The sequence below is a fragment of the Streptomyces sp. RKAG293 genome, from assembly GCF_023701745.1.
GTDB lineage: Bacteria > Actinomycetota > Actinomycetes > Streptomycetales > Streptomycetaceae > Actinacidiphila.
Genome location: NZ_JAJOZB010000001.1, coordinates 4,790,584 through 4,810,060, shown reverse-complemented (window position 1 = coordinate 4,810,060; position 19,477 = coordinate 4,790,584). Strand labels below are relative to the sequence as shown.

At 70.3% G+C, this 19,477-nt stretch carries 19 protein-coding genes; 3 read left to right on the top strand and 16 right to left on the bottom strand.

The features are described from left to right. Positions 1-8 precede the first annotated feature (8 nt). From LNW72_RS21350 to LNW72_RS21310, 9 genes are all read right to left on the bottom strand, one after another. Positions 9-1,028: an MCE family protein gene (locus LNW72_RS21350; RefSeq protein WP_250976872.1), complete on the bottom strand. Its 1,020-nt coding sequence runs from the start codon at positions 1,026-1,028 to the stop codon at positions 9-11. Next, complete coding sequence (locus LNW72_RS21345) at positions 1,028-2,089, bottom strand: MCE family protein (protein ID WP_250976871.1); 1,062 nt, start codon at positions 2,087-2,089, stop codon at positions 1,028-1,030. The genes LNW72_RS21350 and LNW72_RS21345 overlap by 1 nt, the downstream gene beginning before the upstream one ends. Next, positions 2,086-3,117 carry an MCE family protein gene (locus LNW72_RS21340; RefSeq protein WP_250976870.1) on the bottom strand — a complete coding sequence of 344 codons (1,032 nt, stop codon included), beginning with the start codon at positions 3,115-3,117 and terminating at the stop codon, positions 2,086-2,088. The genes LNW72_RS21345 and LNW72_RS21340 overlap by 4 nt, the downstream gene beginning before the upstream one ends. After that, positions 3,114-4,430 (bottom strand): MCE family protein, encoded by a 1,317-nt coding sequence (locus LNW72_RS21335; RefSeq protein ID WP_250976869.1) that lies wholly within the window; start codon positions 4,428-4,430, stop codon positions 3,114-3,116. The genes LNW72_RS21340 and LNW72_RS21335 overlap by 4 nt, the downstream gene beginning before the upstream one ends. Continuing rightward, positions 4,427-5,320: an ABC transporter permease gene (locus LNW72_RS21330; RefSeq protein WP_250976868.1), complete on the bottom strand. Its 894-nt coding sequence runs from the start codon at positions 5,318-5,320 to the stop codon at positions 4,427-4,429. Before LNW72_RS21330 ends, LNW72_RS21335 begins: the two co-directional genes overlap by 4 nt. Positions 5,321-5,323: 3 nt before the next feature. Beyond that, on the bottom strand, positions 5,324-6,169 hold the full coding sequence (locus tag LNW72_RS21325) for an ABC transporter permease (RefSeq protein ID WP_250976867.1): 846 nt from the start codon (positions 6,167-6,169) through the stop codon (positions 5,324-5,326). Continuing rightward, positions 6,166-7,194 (bottom strand): ABC transporter ATP-binding protein, encoded by a 1,029-nt coding sequence (locus LNW72_RS21320; protein WP_250976866.1) that lies wholly within the window; start codon positions 7,192-7,194, stop codon positions 6,166-6,168. Before LNW72_RS21320 ends, LNW72_RS21325 begins: the two co-directional genes overlap by 4 nt. A gap of 54 nt (positions 7,195-7,248) precedes the next feature. Then, a complete protein-coding gene (locus LNW72_RS21315; protein ID WP_250976865.1) occupies positions 7,249-8,892 on the bottom strand; it encodes a DUF6801 domain-containing protein in 1,644 nt (547 codons plus the stop codon). Between the two features lie 282 nt (positions 8,893-9,174). Further along, positions 9,175-9,792 carry a hypothetical protein gene (locus LNW72_RS21310; RefSeq protein ID WP_138351269.1) on the bottom strand — a complete coding sequence of 206 codons (618 nt, stop codon included), beginning with the start codon at positions 9,790-9,792 and terminating at the stop codon, positions 9,175-9,177. 429 nt (positions 9,793-10,221) lie between these two features. Between LNW72_RS21310 and LNW72_RS21305 the strand changes: the two genes are divergently transcribed. Next, positions 10,222-11,469 carry a helix-turn-helix domain-containing protein gene (locus LNW72_RS21305; protein ID WP_250976864.1) on the top strand — a complete coding sequence of 416 codons (1,248 nt, stop codon included), beginning with the start codon at positions 10,222-10,224 and terminating at the stop codon, positions 11,467-11,469. 31 nt (positions 11,470-11,500) lie between these two features. Here LNW72_RS21305 and LNW72_RS21300 read toward each other — a convergent pair whose 3' ends face one another. From LNW72_RS21300 to LNW72_RS21290, 3 genes are all read right to left on the bottom strand, one after another. After that, the gene (locus LNW72_RS21300; protein WP_250976863.1) at positions 11,501-13,627 is read right to left on the bottom strand and encodes a SpoIIE family protein phosphatase; all 2,127 of its coding nucleotides are present in this window, start codon (positions 13,625-13,627) and stop codon (positions 11,501-11,503) included. Positions 13,628-13,661: 34 nt separating this feature from the next. Continuing rightward, positions 13,662-13,952 carry an SHOCT domain-containing protein gene (locus tag LNW72_RS21295; protein ID WP_250976862.1) on the bottom strand — a complete coding sequence of 97 codons (291 nt, stop codon included), beginning with the start codon at positions 13,950-13,952 and terminating at the stop codon, positions 13,662-13,664. A 64-nt stretch (positions 13,953-14,016) separates the two neighbouring features. Continuing rightward, complete coding sequence (locus LNW72_RS21290; protein ID WP_250976861.1) at positions 14,017-14,436, bottom strand: DUF6325 family protein; 420 nt, start codon at positions 14,434-14,436, stop codon at positions 14,017-14,019. Between the two features lie 217 nt (positions 14,437-14,653). On the opposite strand from LNW72_RS21290, the gene LNW72_RS21285 reads away from it, so the two are divergent. Then, positions 14,654-14,893: a hypothetical protein gene (locus LNW72_RS21285; protein ID WP_250976860.1), complete on the top strand. Its 240-nt coding sequence runs from the start codon at positions 14,654-14,656 to the stop codon at positions 14,891-14,893. Then, positions 14,890-15,750, top strand: coding sequence for a YhjD/YihY/BrkB family envelope integrity protein (locus LNW72_RS21280; protein WP_250976859.1), 861 nt, complete (start codon positions 14,890-14,892; stop codon positions 15,748-15,750). Before LNW72_RS21285 ends, LNW72_RS21280 begins: the two co-directional genes overlap by 4 nt. Positions 15,751-15,766: 16 nt before the next feature. Here the strand turns inward: LNW72_RS21280 and LNW72_RS21275 are convergent, their stop codons facing one another. The 4 genes from LNW72_RS21275 to LNW72_RS21260 form a co-directional block, all read right to left on the bottom strand. Further along, complete coding sequence (locus LNW72_RS21275) at positions 15,767-17,110, bottom strand: dipeptidase (protein WP_250976858.1); 1,344 nt, start codon at positions 17,108-17,110, stop codon at positions 15,767-15,769. 40 nt (positions 17,111-17,150) lie between these two features. Beyond that, on the bottom strand, positions 17,151-17,609 hold the full coding sequence (locus LNW72_RS21270) for a hypothetical protein (RefSeq protein ID WP_250976857.1): 459 nt from the start codon (positions 17,607-17,609) through the stop codon (positions 17,151-17,153). After that, positions 17,606-19,096: an APC family permease gene (locus LNW72_RS21265; protein WP_250976856.1), complete on the bottom strand. Its 1,491-nt coding sequence runs from the start codon at positions 19,094-19,096 to the stop codon at positions 17,606-17,608. Before LNW72_RS21265 ends, LNW72_RS21270 begins: the two co-directional genes overlap by 4 nt. A 135-nt stretch (positions 19,097-19,231) precedes the next feature. Continuing rightward, on the bottom strand, positions 19,232-19,405 hold the full coding sequence (locus LNW72_RS21260) for a hypothetical protein (protein ID WP_250976855.1): 174 nt from the start codon (positions 19,403-19,405) through the stop codon (positions 19,232-19,234). Positions 19,406-19,477: the final 72 nt, after the last annotated feature.

The following is a 19,477-nucleotide window of genomic DNA, read 5'->3' as shown; positions in this document are numbered from 1 at the left end:
CGTCTGTCTCACCGGGTCGCTCCCCGCGTGCCGTAGACGGTGCCGACGGTCGGCAACGGGAAACTCAGCTCGTTGATGTCGGCCCGGCCGTCGATCGTCCGGTGCTCCGGGTCATAGGCGTTGAGGACGTTGTCGGCCGCGAGCGGCGCCGTGTCGAGCGCCTCCGCGATGGAGGCCCGCTGGTCGACGAGGGACTGGGTGAGCGGCGCGAGCTGGTCGACGACCGACTTGAGCCGGGTCCTGTTGTCGTGGATGAAGCCCTTCACCTCGCCCAGAGCGGTGGCGAGCTGCTTCAGGGCGCCGGCCAGGTTCTCCTTGTCCTCGGCGAGGAAGCCGGTGACCTCGGAGAGCTGCTGCGCGGCCCGGCGGACGTTGCCGTCGTTGTTCTTCAGCATCGTCGTGAAGGACTGCAGATAGCTGATCGTGTCGAAGAAGTTGCCGCTGTTCAGCGAGAGCGTCTTGGTGACCTTGCCGAGCTGCTCGATGGTGTCGCCGAGCAGCTTGCCGTTGCCGCCGAGGTTCGCGGCGCCGGTGTCGAGCAGCGCGGACAGCGAACCCGTGGAGTTGGCTCCCTTGGGGCCGAGCGCGTCACTGATCCTGGTGATGCTCTGGTAGAGCTGGTCGACCTCCACCGGGCTGGCGGTGCGGCTCGACGGGATCGTCGCCCGGTCGCCGATCTGCGCGCCGCCGGTGTACGCGGGGCTCAGCTGGATGTAGCGGTCGGAGACGATGCTGGGCGCCACGACGACGGCACCCGCGTCGGCCGGCACCTTCACCCCCTTGTCCAGCGTGAGGTTCACCCGCACCTGGCGGCCTTCGGGTGTCACCGAGTCGATGCTGCCGACCTTCACGCCCAGCACCCGCAGATCGGAGCCGGGGTACACGCCGACGGCCTGGTCGAAGTAGGCGGTGATGCGCTTGCCGCCGCTGCCGCCGAAGACGTACACGCCGCCGGCGACCGCGACCAGGACGAGCAGCAGGACGGTGCCGAGCGCGATGCCGCGCCGTCTGGACAGGTGTGCCGTCATCAGCGACCGCCCTGGGACTTGGGTGGCATGCATCCGGTGGTGGGAGGCGTGCCGGCGGGCAGGTAGGTGCGCGGGACGAGCCCGCAGAGGTAGCTGTCGAACCAGCGGCCGTTGCCGACCGTGTTGCCGACCAGCCGGTAGTAGGGCCCGATCGCGGCGAGGGCGGCGTCGAGGCTCTTCTGGTTCTTCAGCAGGACGGTGGTGACCCGGCCCAGCGCGCTGAGGGTGGGCTCCAGCTGCTTGTTGTTGTCCTCGACGAGGCCGGTCAGCTGGGTGCCGAGGTCCTGGGTGCCGGTGAGCAGCCCGTGGATGGCGTCCCGCCGCTTCTGCAACTCGCCCAGCAGCAGGTTCCCGTCCGTGATCAGCTTCTCGAACCTGCTCTGCTGGCCGGCCAGCGTCCCGGTGATCTGCTTGCTGCCCGCCAGCAGCTCGGCCAGCTGGGTGTCGCGGTCGGAGACCGTCTTCGACAGCGCGGAGAGCCCGGTGACGGCGGTGCGCACCTGGGGCGCGGTGTCCTTGAACGTGGCGGAGATGGTGTCGAAGCTCTCGGCGAGCTGCGCGGTGTCGATCTCCCCGAAGGTCTGCCCGAGTCCGTTGAACGCCTGCGTCACGTCGTACGGGGAGGTGGTGCGGGTGGCTGGGATGCGCCGCCCGGGGTTCTGCGCGGCGGAGCCGAGCGGGTCCAGGGCCAGGTACTTCTCGCCGAGCAGCGTCTTGATGCCGATCGCGGCCCGGCTGGCGTCGCCGATCCAGGTGTCCTTGACCTTGAAGGTCACCTTCACCTTGCCGCCGTCGAGCCCCACGCCGGTGACCTTGCCGACCTTCACCCCGGCGACCCGCACCTCGTTGCCGGGGTCGAGCCCCGCCGCCTCGGTGAAGTCCGCCGTGTACGTGGTGCCGCCGCCGATGAACGGCAGCGCGTCGGCGTTGTAGACGACCACGCCCAGCAGGACGAGAACGAGCAGCCCGACGATGCCGACGGTGACGGGGTTGCGTTCCGCCATCGGCTTCGGGCGCCGCCCCGCCGCCCGCCGGCGCAGCCGCGCCACCCGCCCGCTCATGACCTGCACCGCGCTTCGGTGATCGCGATACCGGTCGGCGCCTTGCTGCCGTCCGAAGTGGTCACGCCCGACACCTTGGCCTCGCAGAGGTAGAGGTTGAGCCAGGACCCGTACGACGCGAGGCGGGTGATCGTCCGCATCTTGACGGGCGTCTTCTGCAGGAAGTTCTCGATCTGCGGGGTGCTCGCGGCCAGGTTGGACGACAGCCTGCCGAGCTGGCGGATGTCCTCCTTCAACGGCGCCCGGCCGTCGTCCAGCAGTCCCGCCGTGCTGGTGGTGAGCTGCGAGATCGCGGTGATCGCGTCCCCGATCGGCTGCCGGTCGCCCGCGAAGCCGGTGACGAGGGTCTGCAGGGTGCCGACCAGCTCGTTGAAGCCCTGTTCACGGGTGTTGACACTGGTCAGGACGGTGTTGAGGTTGTCGATCACCTCGCCGATGACCTTGTCCTTGGCGGCGAGCGTGGTGGTCAGCGAACCCACGTTCCTGATCAGGCTGTTGACGGTGCCGCCCTCGCCCTGGAGCACCTGGATGATCTCCCCGGCGAGCTGGTTGACGTCCTTGGGCGACAGCCCTTCGAAGAGCGGCTGGAACCCGTTGAACAGCTGGGTGAGGTCGAGGGCGGGCGAGGTGCGGTCCAGCGGGATGGTGGAGCCGGGCGTGAAGGCCCGGTCCATCGGCCCCGTGCCCTGCTGCAGGTCGATGTAGCGCTGGCCGACCATGTTGAGGTACTTGATCGACGCGGTCACCGAGGCGGGCAGTGCCCGGCCCTTCTCGACCGAGAACGTCACCTGGGCGAGCCGCCGGTCCACCACCCGGATGTCCTCGACCTGGCCGACCTTCACCCCGGCGATCCGCACGCTGTCGCCGGTGATCAGCCCGGTGGTGTCGGTGAACCGCGCCTTGTAGCCGACGGTGTCCGCGATCCCGGTGTTGGCGATGCTGAAGGCGAGCACCGTGGTGGCCAGGGCCGTCACGACGATGAAGACGATCGACTTGATGAGCGGTCCCGCGATGCTCCGGCGCCTCACTGGAGCCTCACCTCCGCACCGCGGAAGACCGGACCGGCCAGCAGGCTGCTCCAGTCGGGAAGGGAGTCCGGCGAGGCGTTCAGCGCCGGTGCCAGCAGTTCGTTGACGAGTTCGTTCTCCTGCGGCGAGTTGGGCAGCCCCAGGCCGCCGTTCCCGCTTCCGGCACCGGTCACGGTGACGCCCGTCGTGGCTGCCGGGGGCGTCGTGGCTGCCGGGGGCGTGAGGCCCGGCGACACCGTGTCGTCCGTCCGGATCGGCCGGCCGAGGTACGGCACCGGGTAGCAGTTGGGCCCGGTGCTCGCCGTGTACGACGGCTTGTCCTTGCCGGGCAGGTACTTGCCCCGGGAGGGAACGGTCCGCACGGTGACGTGCAGTCCTGGCTCATTGGTCCCCTTGCCGAGCGCCTTGTCCATCGCCGGCACGAAGTTCGCCAGCGTGCGCAGGGTGCAGGGGAACGAGGGCGCGTACTCGCCGAGCAGCTGGAGCGTTCCCCTGCTGTCCGCCGACAGCCGGATGATGGTGTCCTGGTTCTGCCGCAGGAACGCGGTCAGGTCCTGGGAGGTACTGGTCGTCGACCCGTACAGGGTGCTGAGGTTGGCGCGCTGCTCGGCGATGGTGCCGCTGGTCGTCGTGAAGTCGGTGAGCGCCTGAAGGATGTCGGGGGCGGCGTCGCCGTAGACGCGGCTGACCTTCACCAGCTCCTGGATGTCCCGGTTGAGGGCCGGCAGGTTCGGGTTGAGTTTCGCCAGATAGGCGTCGAGGGTGACGAAGCTGTCGCCCAGCTTCGTACCGCGGCCCTGCAGCGCCTGCGAGACGGCGCTGAGGGTGGCGGAGAGCTTCTCCGGCTGCACCGCCGTCAGCAGGGGCAGGACGTTGTCGAGCACCTGCTCCAGCTCGATGGCGTTGCTGGAGCGGTCCTGCGCGATGGTGCTGCCGGCCAGCAGCTTCGGCCCCGAGGTGCTCCGCGCCGGCGGCACGAGGGCCACGAACCGCTCCCCGAACAGCGTCGTCGGCAGCATCTGCACGGTGACGTCGGCCGGGATGCCGTTCAGCTTGTCGCGCTGGATGGCCAGCGTGACGCGGGCGCCGTCGCCGTCGGCGGTGATGCCGCGCACCTGGCCGACGACCACCCCGCGCAGCTTCACGTCCGCGTACAGGTGCATCGCGTTGCCGACGCTGCCGGTCCTGACGGTCACCGTCGCGTCGTCGGAGAACTCCTTGTCGTAGATCGCGACCGACAGCCAGATGAGCAGCGCCGGGACCAGCAGGAACACCACTCCGGCGAAGCGCCGCCGCACGGTGAGGGCGGTCATCCGGCCACCCGCACCGTCGTCGTGGTGCCCCAGATGGCCAGGCTCAGGAAGAAGTCGGTCACGCTGATCACCACGATCGCGTTCCGTACCGACCGGCCGACCGCCACCCCGACGCCGGCCGGTCCGCCCTCGGCGTGGAAGCCGTAGTAGCAGTGCGCGAGGATCACCGTCACGCTGAAGACGATCACCTTGAGGAACGACAGCAGGACGTCGTCGGGCGACAGGAACGTGTGGAAGTAGTGGTCGTAGGTGCCCGCCGACTGGCCGCTCACGAAGACCGTGACCAGCCGTGAGGCGACGTACGAGCTGACCAGGCCGATGCCGTAGAGCGGGATGATCGCGACGACGCCCGCGATGATCCGGGTCGTCACCAGGTACGGCATGCTGCGGATGCCCATCCCCTCCAGGGCGTCGACCTCCTCGTTGATGCGCATCGCGCCGAGCTGCGCGGTGAAGCCGGCGCCCACGGTGGCCGAGAGCGCGAGGCCCGCCACCAGGGGTGCGATCTCCCGGGTGTTGAAGTACGCCGAGACGAAGCCGGTGAACGCGGCGGCGCCGACCTGGTTGAGCGCCGCGTGACCTTGCAGGCCGACGACGGTGCCGGTGAAGAGCGTCATCGCGATCATCACGCCGACGGTGCCGCCGATGACCCCGAGCCCGCCGCTGCCGAACGCCACCTCGGCCAGCAGCCGCTGGATCTCCTTGAGGTAGCGGCGCAGGGTCTTGGGGATCCACAGCAGCGCGGTGATGTGGAAGATCAGATGGTCGCCGAGCCGGTCCAGCCAGCCGAACCAGCGGTCGGACCGGGCGCCGTGGCGGTACTCGGCCGGTGCGTTCCGGTCCGGCGGGACGGGGGCGTCCTGCGGCGCGTCCTTGTCGAGAAGGGCCATCGGTCAGGATCCCTTCGCGGGGACGATCTGCAGATAGATCCCCGTGAGCACCATGTTCACGAAGAACAGCAGCAGGAAGGTGATGACCACCGACTGGTTCACCGCGTCGCCGACGCCCTTCGGCCCGCCGCGCGGATTGAGGCCCCGGTAGGCGGCGACGATGCCCGCGATGAAGCCGAAGATCAGCGCCTTCAGCTCGCTGATGTAGAGGTCGGGGAGCTGGGCGAGGGCCGAGAAGCTGGCGAGATACGCGCCCGGCGTGCCGTGCTGCATGATCACGTTGAAGAAGTAGCCGCCGAGCGTTCCGACGACCGAGACCAGTCCGTTGAGCAGCACCGCCACGAACATCGCGGCCAGCACCCGGGGGACGACGAGGCGCTGCACCGGCGAGACGCCCATGACCTCCATCGCGTCGAGCTCCTCGCGGATCTTGCGCGACCCGAGGTCCGCGCAGATCGCGGAACCGCCGGCGCCCGCGATCAGCAGGGCGACGATCAGCGGGCTCGCCTGCTGGATGATGGCCAGCACGCTGGCGCCGCCGGTGAACGACTGGGCGCCGAGCTGCTGGGTCAGCGACCCGACCTGGAGCGCGATCACCGCGCCGAACGGGATCGACACGAGGGCGGCGGGCAGGATCGTCACGCTCGCGATGAACCAGAACTGCTCGATCAGCTCCCGGACCTGGAACGGTCTGCGGAACATCGCGCCGACCGTCGTCACGGCGAGCGAGAAGAGCCGGCCGGTCTCGCGCAGCGCGCCCAGCCCCGGGACCGGCCGCCGCACGGGAGGCGCCGCCGGCCGCGGCGCGGGTGCGGGGTCCCGTGGCGGATCCAGTGCGGGAGCCGTCATGACGGTCCTCCGCCCGCGCGGCCGGCGGGGGCGGCCCGCTGCCCGGCGGCGACGTGCCCGGTGCGGTCGAAGCTGGACTCGACCGCGTGCCGCGCGGCCGGCGGCAGCGTGTCCAGCAGGCCGAGCACCCGCTCCCTGCGGCGCAGCACCGCCTGCCGGACCGGCAGCCCGGGAGTCGGCTCCAGCTGCGGTTCGATGGTGCGGGGCACCGAACTGCTCCCGGTGACGCCGTGCCGCTCCTCCAGGGCCATCGTGGCCTCGTCCTTCTCCTCCGACATCCCGATCGGACCGGCCCGGTGCCCGCCGAGGAACTGCGCCACCACGGGTTCCTGGCTGGTCAGCAGCACCTCGCGGGGGCCGAAGGCCACGAGCCGGCGGCGGAAGAGCATGCCCATGTTGTCCGGCACGGTCGAGGCGATGTCGATGTTGTGCGTGACGATCAGCATCGTCGCGTCGAGCTGCGCGTTCAGGTCGATCAGCAGCTGCGAGATGTACGCGGTGCGGACCGGGTCGAGGCCGGAGTCCGGCTCGTCGCAGAGAATGATCTGCGGATCGAGCACCAGCGCGCGGGCCAGTCCGGCGCGCTTGCGCATGCCGCCGGATATCTCGCCGGGCAACTTCCCCTCGGCGCCCAGGAGTCCGACCATGTCCATCCGCTCCATCACGACGCGGCGGATCTCGGATTCCTTCTTCTTCGTGTGCTCGCGGAGCGGAAAGGCGATGTTGTCGAAGAGCGACATGGACCCGAACAGCGCGCCGTCCTGGAACATCAGGCCGAAGAGCTTGCGCGCCTCGTACACGTCGCGTTCCGGGCTGTTCACCATGTCGACGCCGTTGACCATGACCCGCCCGCGCTCGGGCTTGAGCAGCCCGATCACCGACTTCAGGAACACGGTCTTTCCGGTACCCGAGGGGCCCAGCATCACGCTGACCTCACCGGGCGGCAGAGTGAGCGTCACGTCCTGCCAGACGGTCTGACTGCCGAACGACTTGGTGAGGCCTTCGACGACCACTTCGATTCCCATTACACCTCCCGGGATGGTTGGCCGGCGCCGTCCGCGGCGCCGGTGGCGGACTGGTCAGCGGTGCGGCAGCGGCGGGATCTGGATCTCGGTACCGGTCGAGGCGTCGCAGCCGAGTCCGGCCCAGGGCGCGCAGAGCGTGCCCTGGTTGAGGTTGAGCGAGTTCCCCGGGCCTGACACCGCCGCGGTGAAGAGCGCGTCGAGGTTCTCGCCGTGGGTCCCGCAGCCGGTGAAGGCGGGGATCGTCAGGTTCTCCTGGTGCAGCGGGCCGCCGTCGAGAATCGTGTAGTCCGGCTTGCCGTCACCGCCGCCGGGCATGTGCGCGTCCTGCAGCCCCACGAGCGCCAGCTGGATCGGCGCCCTGGTACGGCAGTTCGGTCCGACGTCGAGCGGGGTGCCGTTGATCCTGACGTCGTAGAGCCGGAGCCACTGATATCCGTAGATCGTGGTGATGACGTTCTGCTCGACGAAGTTGGTACCCGTGGTGACGATGGTCAGCAGCGGTTTCACCGGATCGGGCGTGAGCGCCATCTTCGCCGTCGTCGGCACGAATCCGTAGGTCAGGAACGTGGAATCGGCGACCGGCAGCGTCATCGAACCGAGCGAGTCGAACTCGTAGTACTGCGGGGGATTGGGCTGGACCGCCATCCGCACGTTCATGTTGATGTAGGTCAGGGAGGGGCCCCTGGCGCTGTGCGCGTCATTGATGACGGCGGCGCCGCTGAGCTTGTGGACGTTGGAGTATCCGGTCGCGTAGGCGCACGAGCCGAGATCGAAGGTGGTCTCGGTGACCGTCGCGCCGGCATCCTGCTCGTCCTTCAGCGGAATGTGATCGAAGTCCAGCTTCCCCTTGGGCAGGACGTCGCAGTCGTACGTGCCGGAATGCACCGGCGGTTCGACCTTGATGGTGCTGTTGTGCGGCGCGCCCGGCTCGGCCGACGCAACCGGTGACGTACCCGCCGGCGTACCCGGTGACATACCGGGGGCGGAGGGCGTCGCGGAGGAGGACGGTGCGGCCGGTCCCGATGACGAGGGTGACGACGGGGGCGAGCCCGACGGGGTGGGGTCCGGCACGGGCACCGGCACCGCGCCCAGCAGCGCGTTCTGCCCGGCCTCCGGAGTGCAGGCCACCTTCACGGGGGCGGCGGTGGCCGGTACGGGCGACGGCGTCGCGTCCGTCGCGGCGGCCTTGCCCGGTGTGAGCTCCAGGGCCAGCGCACCCGCGCCGAAGCTCACCTCGCCCGCCGCGGTGACGGTCACCGGCGGCACCTCGCCCTTGAACGTCAGCACGAGATCGTCCTTGCCGGTCACCGGAACGGCGGGGGCCCGCAGTCCGGGCCAGGGGGCGTCGGCGGCCGAAGTGCCCTGGGTGACACGGGCGGTGAGGGTTCCGGTACCGGCCAGCATTCCGGTGGCGTCCGGCACGAGACCGTCGACGGCGGCGCGCGGCACCGTCAGCGCCATGGTCAGATCACCGGGCTGGATCGGCTTGTCGACCGCTCCGGTGTCCGGGAAGAGCTGGGTCAGGACGGCGTGCACCGGCTGACCGCCGCCGGGGAAGGCGCACTGGTACGCCATCGTCAGCGGCCCGTCCCGGCCGGCCGCCGCGGAGCCGGACCCGGACAACAGCCCCGCCACGAGCGCCGCCGCCGCGAGGCCCGCCAGCCGCACCGTACGGCGTGGAACACCTGCACCCCTCATTGCGGCACTCCTCGGACTGGCTCGGCGCATACCTGCGGGAAATCGCGAACTCGGTCGGGACGCAGGACACTACGTGCGGGTAATAACGAGGACAAGTGATCGAACACAGGAATGTTCCGCGATCTCCAGGCCGTCGGATTTCTTATCACTGGATGATAAATACGTAGCGGAGTTTTGTATTCCATTGAGTACCGGTGGGCAGCCGGGCGCCGGTGGCCGTCCGCTCCGCGGCGCGGGACCCCGGCCCGTGGCTCCGGGCCGGGGTCCGCACAGCGGGTCGGCTCACGGAGAGGTGATCTGCAGGGTGGCGGGGCTCAGGACGTAGTTGGCGCTGTAGACCGCGCTGTCACCGTTGTTGATCAGACCGAGGCAGATGCCCGAGACGTTGTACGCCTTCAGGTTCCCGCCGCTGACCGTCAGCACGTGGGTGGAGTTGGTGTACTTGCCGGTGAGGGTGGCGGTGCTGCCGGCCGTCGGGCCGTTGAAGTCCGCGTTGCACAGACCGCTGATGTGGGCCTTGACGCCGGTGATGGTGCCGGTGGTGACGCCCGCGGAGTACGTCGCCGCGTTGAGCTTCCAGGGCAGGCCCTGGGCGGTGACGGTGAAGGAGATGCCGGCGGGACCCGAGCAACTGGTCCAGGTGACGGAGGAGATGCTCGCGATGGCGGTACCGGAGAGCCCGGTGCCGTTCGCGGCGCTGCCGGCGGCGTTGGACTTGGTGCACTTGAGCTGGGTGCCGGTGTTGGTGTCCGTCAGGATCGGGCTGGTCGCCACCGCTGTGAACGAGCCACCGCCGGTCACGGTCCAGGTGCCGGCCGCGGAGGCGGGGGAGGTGGAGAATCCGACGGCGGCGGCGAGGGCCGCACCGACGACGATGGTGCTCTTGGTCAGCTTGCGCACGGGCTGATCCTTTCAAGGAGTTGGCGTACCTGATTAACCGTGATCCCCGCTGTTCAGGCGGGGATTTCGACTGCGGCTCAATACCTGGAACGCGGCACCGAATGAATTCGGCTGCCCTTGCGAATGGGCACGTTACGCATCGGTAACCGGGTGGCGCAATACTCCAGTCAGAGATTGGGAGAACGACCTTACTCCCGAGTATTTTCTTATCTCTGGAGCAATAAATTCCGGCTGCGAACTGTCCGGAAGTGAGCACGCACGCCCACCGGTGACCGGCCGCCGGTCACATGGCCCGTGCACGTTTACGGCCACTGGGTGCTGCGCTCCGGCCGCCGTTGGTCTATGTTTCGACGAGCTACGACGTGTCGTACGTCACTCCCGGCATGTCCGATGCCCCACCCTGCGCCGCCTAGTTGAGGGGGGACGAGCGTGTCCGGAGCGAGACGGGCCGCGGGACCGGCCGAGCCGCTGCGACCGATCCCGCAGGAGCTCGCGGCGATCATGTGGCCCGAACTGCCCAGCCTCTTCCAGGAGATGTCCGCCGAGATCATCGGGGCGTTACCGGAGTACTCCCACATTCTGGACGGGCCCTATGGGCACGCGATACGCATCGGCATCGAGCAGAACATCGCCACCTTCGTCGACCAGATCGCCGCGCCCACCACGACCTCCACGCTCCGCGACGACATGTGCCGCAGGTTCGGCCGCTTCGAGGCGTACGAGGGCCGCAGCCTGGACAGCCTGCAGGCCGCGTACCGGATCGGCGCCCGGGTCGGGCTGCGCCGGGCGATGAAGGTCTCCGAGCGCTACAAGCTCCCGCCCTCCGTCATGATGACCTTCGCCGACTCGCTGTTCGCCTATGTCGGCGAGCTCGCGTCGCTCTCCCGCGAGGGCTATCTGGAAGCCATGGCCGAGCTGGGCGAGAAACCGGACAACCGCCGCCGCCGGGTGCTGCGGCTGATTCTGGCCACCCCCTCCGTATCGCTCGCCGCGATCGCCGAACTCGCCGAACACGCCGCCTGGCCACTGCCGGACGAGGTGACGCTCGTCGCCCTGGGCCCCGAGTCCAAGCTGACCCGGGCGGCCCTGGACCGCGACATCCTCGTCGACCTGTCGGGACCCGAACCCCATCTGCTGGTCCCCGGACCGCTCGACGACGTCCGGCGCGCGGCCCTCGACACCGCACTGACCGGCAGCCGGGCGGCGGTCGGCCTGACCACCCCGCTGGGGGACGCGGCGGACTCGCTGCGCTGGGCGCGGCAGACCCTCGCGCTGGCCGACGCCGGGATCATCGACGACCGTCCGGTGGTGCTGTGCGAGGACCACCTACTGCCGTTATGGCTCCTCGGGGACCCGGCCCTGATCAACCAGCTCAGCAAGAAGCACCTCGGCCCGCTCGTCGGCCTCACCCCCACCCAGCGCACCCGGCTCGTCGACACCCTGCGCACGTGGCTCACCACCCGCGGCACCGCCGCCCAGATGGCCGAACTCCTCGAAGTGCACCCGCAGACCGTGCGCTACCGCATGCGGATCCTCGACCGCGCCTTCGGTGACCAACTCTCCGATCCCGACGCCCGGTTCGCGACGGAGATCGTGCTCCGCGCCCTGCACCTCCAGGAGCGCGCGGGCCCGTCGGGGCTGCCGGGCCTGCCGCCCGGCGTGCGCGAACCCTTCTGACGCCGGAAGCCGGGAACGGCCGCGCCGGGGGTCAGGGAGCCGGGGGGCCCGTCTCCGGCCGGTCGTCCGCCCCGAGCCACCGGAACTCGGCCCACACCGACTTGCCCTCCCCGCGCGGCTCCACACCCCAGCGGGTGGCGAGGGAGTCGATCAGCAGCAGACCGCGGCCCGAGGTCGCGGCCTCGCCCGGGGTCCTGCGGCGGGGCCAGACGCTGGAGCGGTCCTGGACGGCCAGCCGCACCCGGTGGGGCCCCCGGATCCGTACCGAGGGGACGATCTCCAGCGTCATCACGGCACCGCCCTCGGTGTGCAGCAGGACGTTGGTGAGGAGTTCGCCGGCCACCAGCTCGACATCGTCGGCCAGTTCGCCCGCGCCCCAGTCCGACAGCGCCTGGCGCAGCACCGCGCGGGCCTCGGCCAGCCCCTCCGGGTCGGCCTGGTGGACGTACTGGTGGATGCGCGGGGCCTTGGCGGTGCCCAGGTCGGGCGCCCGGCGCAGCAGGAGCAGCGCCATGTCGTCCTCGGCGCCCGGCCGGGCCCACAGGCCGTCGGCGAGATGGTCGGCGAGCGCGGCCGCGCCGTGCGGTCCGTGCCGTACGGCGTCGGCGAGTTCGTCCATGCCCTCGCCGATGTCCTTGCCCGGCTGCTCGACGAGCCCGTCGGTGCAGAGCAGCAGGGTCTCCCCCGGCACCAGGTCCAGCCGGGTCTCCGGGTACTCGTGGTCCTCGAAGTGGGTGGCCAGGCCGAGCGGCAGCCCGCCGCGGACGTTGGGCCAGCCGGTCCGCCCGTCGGTGTGCCGGATCAGCGGCCCGAGGTGCCCGGCCCGCACCACGCGCACGTCGCCGGTGGCCAGGTCGACCTGGGCGTAGGTGCAGGTGGCGAAGCGTTCGGTGTCGAGCTCGGCGAGGAACTGCGAGGCGCGCGCGAGCACCGTGGAAGGGGCGTGTCCCTCGGCGGCGTAGGCGCGCAGCACGATGCGGAGCTGGCCCATCATGGCCGCCGCGTGGGTGTCGTGGCCCTCGACGTCGCCGACGACCACGCCGATGCGGCCCTGCGGCAGCGGGATGACGTCGTACCAGTCTCCGCCGACCTCCCGGCCGCTCCAGGCCGCGTGGTAGCGCACGGCGATCTCCCCGCCGGCGACCTCGGGGATCCGCCGCGGCAGCATCGACGCCTGCAGCCCGGTGGCGAACTCGCGCTCCTGGTCGAAGAGCATGGCGCGCTGCAGCGACTGGGCGACGATGCCCGCGAGGGCGAGGCAGAGGTTGCGGTCCTCGGCGGTGAAGTGGGTGCGGTCCCGGTAGAAGAGGCAGAGGCCGCCGATGGAGCGGGCCTGGGCCACCAGCGGGAGGTAGGCCGCCGCCTCGATCTCCAACTCCGCCATGTAGGGCCGCAGCCGGGGGAAGCGGTCGGCGAGTTCCGCCAGCGAGCCGACGAACCGGGAGCGCTGTTTCCGGATCGCTTCGGACAGCGGGAGGTCGTCGTCGATCCGGGTGAGCCGCAGGTCCGACAGGACCTCCATGGACCGGCCGGTCAGCGCGATGATCTTGAGCATGCTGCCGTCGACCAGCCCCAGCGCGAGGCCGTCGGCCCCGAACCGCTCCAGCCCGCCGGTGCCGGTCAGCGCGGCGGTGACGTCGTCGACGGTGACGGCGCGTGACAGGGCCTGGGTGGTCCGTTCCACCATGGAGGTCTGGCGTTTGCGGTCCTCCTCCAGGGTCCGCAGCAAGGTGGAGTGGGTGAGTTCCGCGGTGGCGTCCCGGACGATGCCGATGACGCGCACGGCCTTGCCGTCCTCGTCGCGCAGGATGCGGCCCTGGGTGTGCGTCCAGCGCGGTGTGCCGTCCCGGAGGAACGCCTGGAAGTACATGCCGTACGACGACGCCCGTTCGTGCAGGGCCCGGTTGAGTACGGCGTCGAGCCGGGCGCCGTCCTCGGGCGTCACCCGGCTGTACAGGGAGTTGGGCCGGCCGTTGAACTCCTCCGGCCGCAGGTCGAAGACCTCCAGGGCGGCCGGGTCCAGCTCCAGGGTGCCGAGCCTGAGGTCCCAGTCGAAGCTGCCCATGTGGTTCAGGGCGAGGCGTTCGGCCAGACCGGTGCGGGGCGTGCCGGTGCCCGGGAGCTCGCCGCGGTCGGGCGGCCGGTCCTGTTCGGGCATATCCGTACTCCCGGGGTGTCGCGGTTCCCGCCGGTCAACCCGACAGGATCTTCGCCTTCTCGGCGGCGAACTCCTCTTCCGTGAGGATTCCCTGGGACTTCAGCCCCGCCAGCCGCTCCAGACGGCTGAGGGTGTCGTCGGCGGCCTGCGGCGCGGCGGGCGGCGCCGCCTGGGCCTGTGGGGGCTGCGCGGCCTGCTGCTCCTCCTGGCCGGCGGACTTCTGCTCCTGGTGCTGCCGCACCCGGCCGCTGACGGCGGAGGCGGTGCCGGCCACCACGGCGGTGCGCGCCACGGCGCCCAGCAGTCCGGGCCCCCTGCGGTTCATGGCTCCTCTGCGGAACGGCATGTCGGGACGTCCTTTCCGAGTCGTCGGACCGGCGGGCGGAGCGTCAGCGGGCTTCCGCGAGAGCCCGCTCCGCGACCTCCGCCGGGATCTGCTCATGGGCCACGGTGATGCCGCCCGCACCGCGGACGGCATCGGTGAGCGGCACCGCCCACAGGTCCTCCCAGACGATGAGCGCCGCCGAGCTGCCCGGCGGCACGCTCCGGGCGAGCGCCTGGATGTCCGCGTCGTTGAAGAGCCCGGCGATGGTGCCCTCCACCGGGTCGTAGGCGACCAGGTCGTCGGGGTCGAGGTCCTGGAGCTCCACACAGTCGATCGTCCCGTCCGCCGCCCGCCGGACGAAGGTGATGTCGAGGATCCGTACGGTGCGGGACGCGACGATGTCGGCGAGCGCGGGTGCGATGCGGCCGGTGAACCGGCTGCCGGGAAATGCGACGACAAGGTATTCGACGGGTCCGATTCCCACGGTCCGTCCTCTCCTGGGTGCGGTGTCCGATTCCGCTACCGGAATCGGATCGCCAGCATAACTTTGGGAGTATTTGTCTGCATTCAGACTATGGCATTCCCGTCCCCCAACGGCCCAACGTGACGGCTCCCGACAGGACAGCGGGAGCCGCGCCCCGCAGGCTGGGCGGAGAGCCGGTGACGACCGACGCCGTCCATGCCCCGGAAGGGACCTCGACATGACCGCAGCCGGTGGGCTCGCCCTCATCATCATCGGGGCGATCCTGAGATACGCGATCACCTGGCAGACCCGGTGGATCGACATCGGCGTCCTGGGCACCATCTGCATGCTCGGCGGAGCCGCGAGTCTTCTCATCGGCATGCTGCTGGCCTTCGGCCGCCGCCGGCGTACGGACCGCCGCCATGAATCCGAGCGCGTCTACGAGCAGCGGTACTACGAGGACCCCCCTCGCCTGTGACCGTTCTCGACCGGGTGCTGCGCAGGGTCCCGTTCATCGGACGGCTCGTCCACGAGTTCAGCGTGGTGAACGTCCTGGACTGCGCCACCCGGCTGGCCGCCCAGGCCTTCCTGGGCGCCCTGCCCGCGCTCTTCGTGATCGCCGCGTTCGCGCCCCAGGGGGTCCGCGACCAGCTCGTCTCCTCGCTGCACTCCGTACTCGGGCTGCACGACGACGCGCTGGACCAGGTCCGGCAGGTCTACTCGGCCGACGACACCACCGAGACCAACTCCATCGGCATCGTCGGCGTCATCGTCACCCTGCTCTCGGCGACGGCCTGCAGCCGCGCCCTGCAGCGGACCTGCGAACGGGCCTGGCGGATGCCCAGGGCCGGCGCCCGGCTGGTCGCGTGGCGGTGGGTGGTCTGGCTCGCGGTCTGGCTCGTCGACCTGCTGCTCCAGGGCCCGCTGCACGACGGTTTCGGCGTGGGCGCGGCCCTCGGCGTCCCGCTGCAGTTCGTCTCCGGGACGCTCCTGTGGTGGTGGACCCAGCGCTTCCTGCTGGGCTCCCGCATCCCCTGGCCGCCGCTGCTGCCGGGGGCGATGCTGGTGTCGGCGGGCGTTCTGGGGGTCGTCGGGTGGTCGGCGATCTACATGCCGGGGGCCGTCGAGCGCAGCCTGCGGCAGTTCGGCCCGTTCGGGTCGCTCTTCGTCCTGCTGTCCTGGCTGATCGTGCTCTTCACCGTCATCACGATCGGGGTCTGCGTCGGCTATGTGATCGCGCACGAGAAGCCGGTGGCCCGGCGGCTGGGCACCCCGCCCCCGCCGGCCCCGCCGGCCGGGCCGGCGGCACCGTCCGTCACCGCTTCCGGGCCGTAACCCGCTCCCGCCGCCGCTACTTCTTCCCGAAGCTCCGCAGGAACAGCGCCTCGGACAGCGCCATGTTCGCGATCTCGGTCGGGTCGACGCTCTCGTTCGGCGCGTGGATGAGGCACAGCGGTTCCTCGACGCCCATCAGGATGATCTCGGCCCCGGGGTAGGTGTCCGCGAAGACGTTGCACAGCGGAATCGAGCCGCCCTGCCCGAGCGTCGTCATGGGCTTGCCGTACGCCTCCTCCATGGCCGCCCCCAGGGCGGCGTAGGCCGGCCCCGTGGTGACGGCCTCGAAGGGCGCGCCGGACGACTCCCGCTCGATCTCCACCCGCACTCCCCAGGGCGCGGCCTTCTCCAGGTGCGCGGCGAGCGCGTCCTGCGCCGTGCGCGGGTCGGTGCCCGGCGGCACCCGCAGGTTGAGGCGCGCGGCGGCGGTGGCCTGGATCGCGGCGGAGGAGCCGACGACGGGCGGGCAGTCGATACCGAGGACGGTGAGGGCCGGGCGGGCCCACAGCATGTCGGAGACGGTGCCGTCGCCGAGCAGCTCGGTGCCCGCCACCATGTGCGCGTCGGTGCGGAACTGTTCCGGGTCGTAGCCCTCCCCGGTCCACGTCCTGGTGTTGTCCAGGCCGTCGACGGTGGTGTTGCCCCGGCTGTCGCGCAGCGACGCGAGCATGTGGATGAGCGCGGCGAGGGCGTCGGGGGCGGGCCCGCCGAACATCCCGGAGTGCATCTCGGAGTCCAGCGCGGTGACGGTGACCACGACGTTCGCGAGCCCGCGCAGCGTGACGGTCGCGGCGGGGACGCCGACGGCCGCGTTGCCCGTGTCGCAGACCAGGATCGCGTCGGCGCGCAGCTCCTCGGCGTTCTTCGGGACGAAGTCCTCCAGACCGCCGGTGCCCTGCTCCTCGGATCCCTCGGCGATGAACTTCAGCGTGACGGGGATGTCGTCGCCGAGCGCGCGCAGCGCTGTGAGGTGCATGGCGATGTTGCCCTTGCAGTCCGCGGTGCCGCGCCCGTACCAGCGCCCGTCGCGCTCGGTGAGCTGGAAGGGCGGGCTGGTCCAGGCGGCGTCGTCGAGGGGCGGCTGCACGTCGTAGTGGCAGTAGAGCAGCACGGTCGGCGCGCCGGGCGGGCCCGGCCGGTGGCCGAGCACGGCCTTGCTGCCGTCGATGGTGTCGGCCAGCCGCATGTCGGTGAAGCCCAGCTCGGTGAAGGCGTCCGCGACCCACCGCGCGGTGCGGTGGCACTCCTCCGCCGGGTACTGGCGGGGGTCGGCCACCGAGGTCATGGCGACCAGCTCCGTCAGGTCGGCCTTGGCGCGGGGCATCAGGCCGCTGATGCGCTGTTTGAGGTCGTCGGACATCACACGGCTCCTGGAGGGTGCGGGGTTGCGGTGGCGGCGGTCACTTCTTCACGGTGTCGTCGTACTTGAGGCCGCCGTACGCCTTCTCGAAGTCACCGAGCTTGTCCGGGCAGTAGACGGAGACGGCCAGCGAGGCCGCGCTGATCGCCTCGCTGTCGGCGATGACCGGGCGCGTACCGGGTCCGCTCGCGCCGTTGACTAGTGCCGCCTTGGCCTGGGCCTTGATCAGGGAGTTGCCCGGGTCCCTGCACAGCGACGCGCCGTCGTCGCCCAGGGTCCGGACGATCAGGTCGTGGTCGGGCACCGGGTAGCCGGCGTCGGTGAGCAGCTTGGAGAGCTGATTGGCCTTGTCGTTGGCCTTGGCCGTCTCGCGCAGGGTCGTGTACTGGATGATCCCGATGACGGCGAAGACCACCAGCAGCACGATCGAGCCGATGTAGATCCACCGGTGCTCGGACGCCATGAGGGTGCGCTTCATGTTTCCCGCGCTGCGCTTCATGCGTCGACTCCCGCCTCTGCCGGGTCCTCGTCCACGTGCTGGCGCCAGCTGGGCTTGCGCAGTGTGTAGAACAGGTACGGCACCAGCAGCCCCAGCAGGAGGAGCCCGGCCGTGACGATGCCCACGTAGGCGAGGACGCTGCCGCCGCCGAACTGCGAGGACGGCACGAAGCCGATGACGAGCGCCGCGAGCGACGACAGCAGGCCGACGACGCACAGCACGGGCAGCGCGGGGGCCCGGTAGCCGCGTGGATGGTCCGGTTGGGTCTTCCGCAATCGGATCGCCGCCGCGAACATCAGCAGATAGACGATCAGGTAGATCTGCGTGGTGATGACGGAGAAGATCCAGTACGCGCTGGAGACGTTGGGGATGAACGCGTAGAGCAGCGCGATGACGGTGGTGACCACACCCTGCGCGACGAGGATGTTCTGCTGGACGCCGAACCTGTTGAGCCGCTGCAGGAACGGCGGCAGATAGCCCTCCTGCCGGGAGATCAGCAGCAGGCCCTTGGACGGTCCGGCGAGCCAGGTCAGCATGCCGCCGAGCGCCGCCGCGACGAGCATCACGCCGAAGACCGGCGTGAGCCAGCCGACGTTGAAGTAGGAGAAGAAGGCGTCGAACGCCTGGATGACCCCGGCCGTCAGGCTCAGGTCGTGGGCCGGGACGACCCAGCTGACCGCCAGCGCCGGAAGGATGAAGATCAGCAGCACCAGGCCCATCGCGGTGAACATCGACTTGGGGAACTCCTTGTCCGGGTTCCGCAGCGAGGAGACGTGCACCGCGTTCATCTCCATGCCGGAGTACGACAGGAAGTTGTTGACGATCAGCACGAGGCTCGCCAGCCCGGTCCACTGCGGCAGGATGTGCGAGGCGTCCATCGGCGCGGCCGAGGTGTTGCCCTGGCCGAGGAAGACGAAGCCGAGGATCACCAGTACCGCACCCGGGATGAGGGTGCCGATGATCAGGCCGCCGCTCGCCAGGCCCGCCACGGCTTTCGTGCCGCGCGAGGAGACCCAGACACCGGTCCAGAACAGCACCACGATCACGATGGCCACATAGAGGCCGTTGCTCGCCAGCCGCGGATCGATGATGTACGCGAAGGTGCTCGCCACATAGGCCAGCAGGCTCGGGTAGTAGAAGATCGTCATCGCGAACTGGCACCACACCGCCAGGAAGCCCATCGGCTTCGACAGCCCCTCGCTCACCCAGCGGTACACACCGCCGTTCCAGCCCGACGCCAGCTCGGCCGAGACCAGCGCCGTCGGGATCAGGAACACGATCGCGGGCACGACGTAGAGGAAGACGGCGGCGAGGCCGTAGACGGCCATGGACGGCGCCGCGCGGAGGCTGGCCACCGAACTGGTGGTCATGAACGCCAGCGTCAGCCACGACATGTACTGCTTGCCCGGCACACGCGCCGCGCTGGTGGCCGGCGAAGCGGCTTTCGCCGCGTCCTTCCCACCGGCCGGGATGTCCATCGACGCCATGGCTGACGACCCTCCGATTGCCCTCTGAGCTGTCCGGCACAGGATCACCCGGTTTGTCCACCCCCGCATCCGGGTGTCCGCCGACCGGTTGAGGGGCGGGCCCCGTACCGGGACCCGCCCCTCAACCGTCAGCCGCTACTCCTGGGGCTCGCGCACGTGCTGCCGTTCCGCCTTGGGGCTCTCGTTGTGCTCGAAAGCGTCCAGGTTCTCCCGCACTTCGTTGGCGCGGTGCTTCGCCTGCGCGGCATCCACTTGCTCGGTATGCCTCATGCCCTTGGAGTGGGCGCTGCGGGCTGCGTGCTTGGACATGACCATTTCCTCCTGAAAGGTGTCCAATTCGGACTACCTCAGGCAAACACCATTCCTCAGCACCCGCTACCG

What these genes read in the sequence shown, in the direction of transcription:
- LNW72_RS21350 (WP_250976872.1), bottom strand. Translation starts at nt 1,028, where the DNA reads ATGACGGCACACCTGTCCAGACGGCGCGGCATCGCGCTCGGCACCGTC.
- LNW72_RS21345 (WP_250976871.1), bottom strand. Translation starts at nt 2,089, where the DNA reads ATGAGCGGGCGGGTGGCGCGGCTGCGCCGGCGGGCGGCGGGGCGGCGC.
- LNW72_RS21335 (WP_250976869.1), bottom strand. Translation starts at nt 4,430, where the DNA reads ATGACCGCCCTCACCGTGCGGCGGCGCTTCGCCGGAGTGGTGTTCCTG.
- LNW72_RS21330 (WP_250976868.1), bottom strand. Translation starts at nt 5,320, where the DNA reads ATGGCCCTTCTCGACAAGGACGCGCCGCAGGACGCCCCCGTCCCGCCG.
- LNW72_RS21325 (WP_250976867.1), bottom strand. Translation starts at nt 6,169, where the DNA reads ATGACGGCTCCCGCACTGGATCCGCCACGGGACCCCGCACCCGCGCCG.
- LNW72_RS21320 (WP_250976866.1), bottom strand. Translation starts at nt 7,194, where the DNA reads ATGGGAATCGAAGTGGTCGTCGAAGGCCTCACCAAGTCGTTCGGCAGT.
- LNW72_RS21315 (WP_250976865.1), bottom strand. Translation starts at nt 8,892, where the DNA reads ATGAGGGGTGCAGGTGTTCCACGCCGTACGGTGCGGCTGGCGGGCCTC.
- LNW72_RS21300 (WP_250976863.1), bottom strand. Translation starts at nt 13,627, where the DNA reads ATGCCCGAACAGGACCGGCCGCCCGACCGCGGCGAGCTCCCGGGCACC.
- LNW72_RS21295 (WP_250976862.1), bottom strand. Translation starts at nt 13,952, where the DNA reads ATGAACCGCAGGGGGCCCGGACTGCTGGGCGCCGTGGCGCGCACCGCC.
- LNW72_RS21285 (WP_250976860.1), top strand. Translation starts at nt 14,654, where the DNA reads ATGACCGCAGCCGGTGGGCTCGCCCTCATCATCATCGGGGCGATCCTG.
- LNW72_RS21275 (WP_250976858.1), bottom strand. Translation starts at nt 17,110, where the DNA reads ATGTCCGACGACCTCAAACAGCGCATCAGCGGCCTGATGCCCCGCGCC.
- LNW72_RS21270 (WP_250976857.1), bottom strand. Translation starts at nt 17,609, where the DNA reads ATGAAGCGCAGCGCGGGAAACATGAAGCGCACCCTCATGGCGTCCGAG.
- LNW72_RS21265 (WP_250976856.1), bottom strand. Translation starts at nt 19,096, where the DNA reads ATGGCGTCGATGGACATCCCGGCCGGTGGGAAGGACGCGGCGAAAGCC.
- LNW72_RS21260 (WP_250976855.1), bottom strand. Translation starts at nt 19,405, where the DNA reads ATGTCCAAGCACGCAGCCCGCAGCGCCCACTCCAAGGGCATGAGGCAT.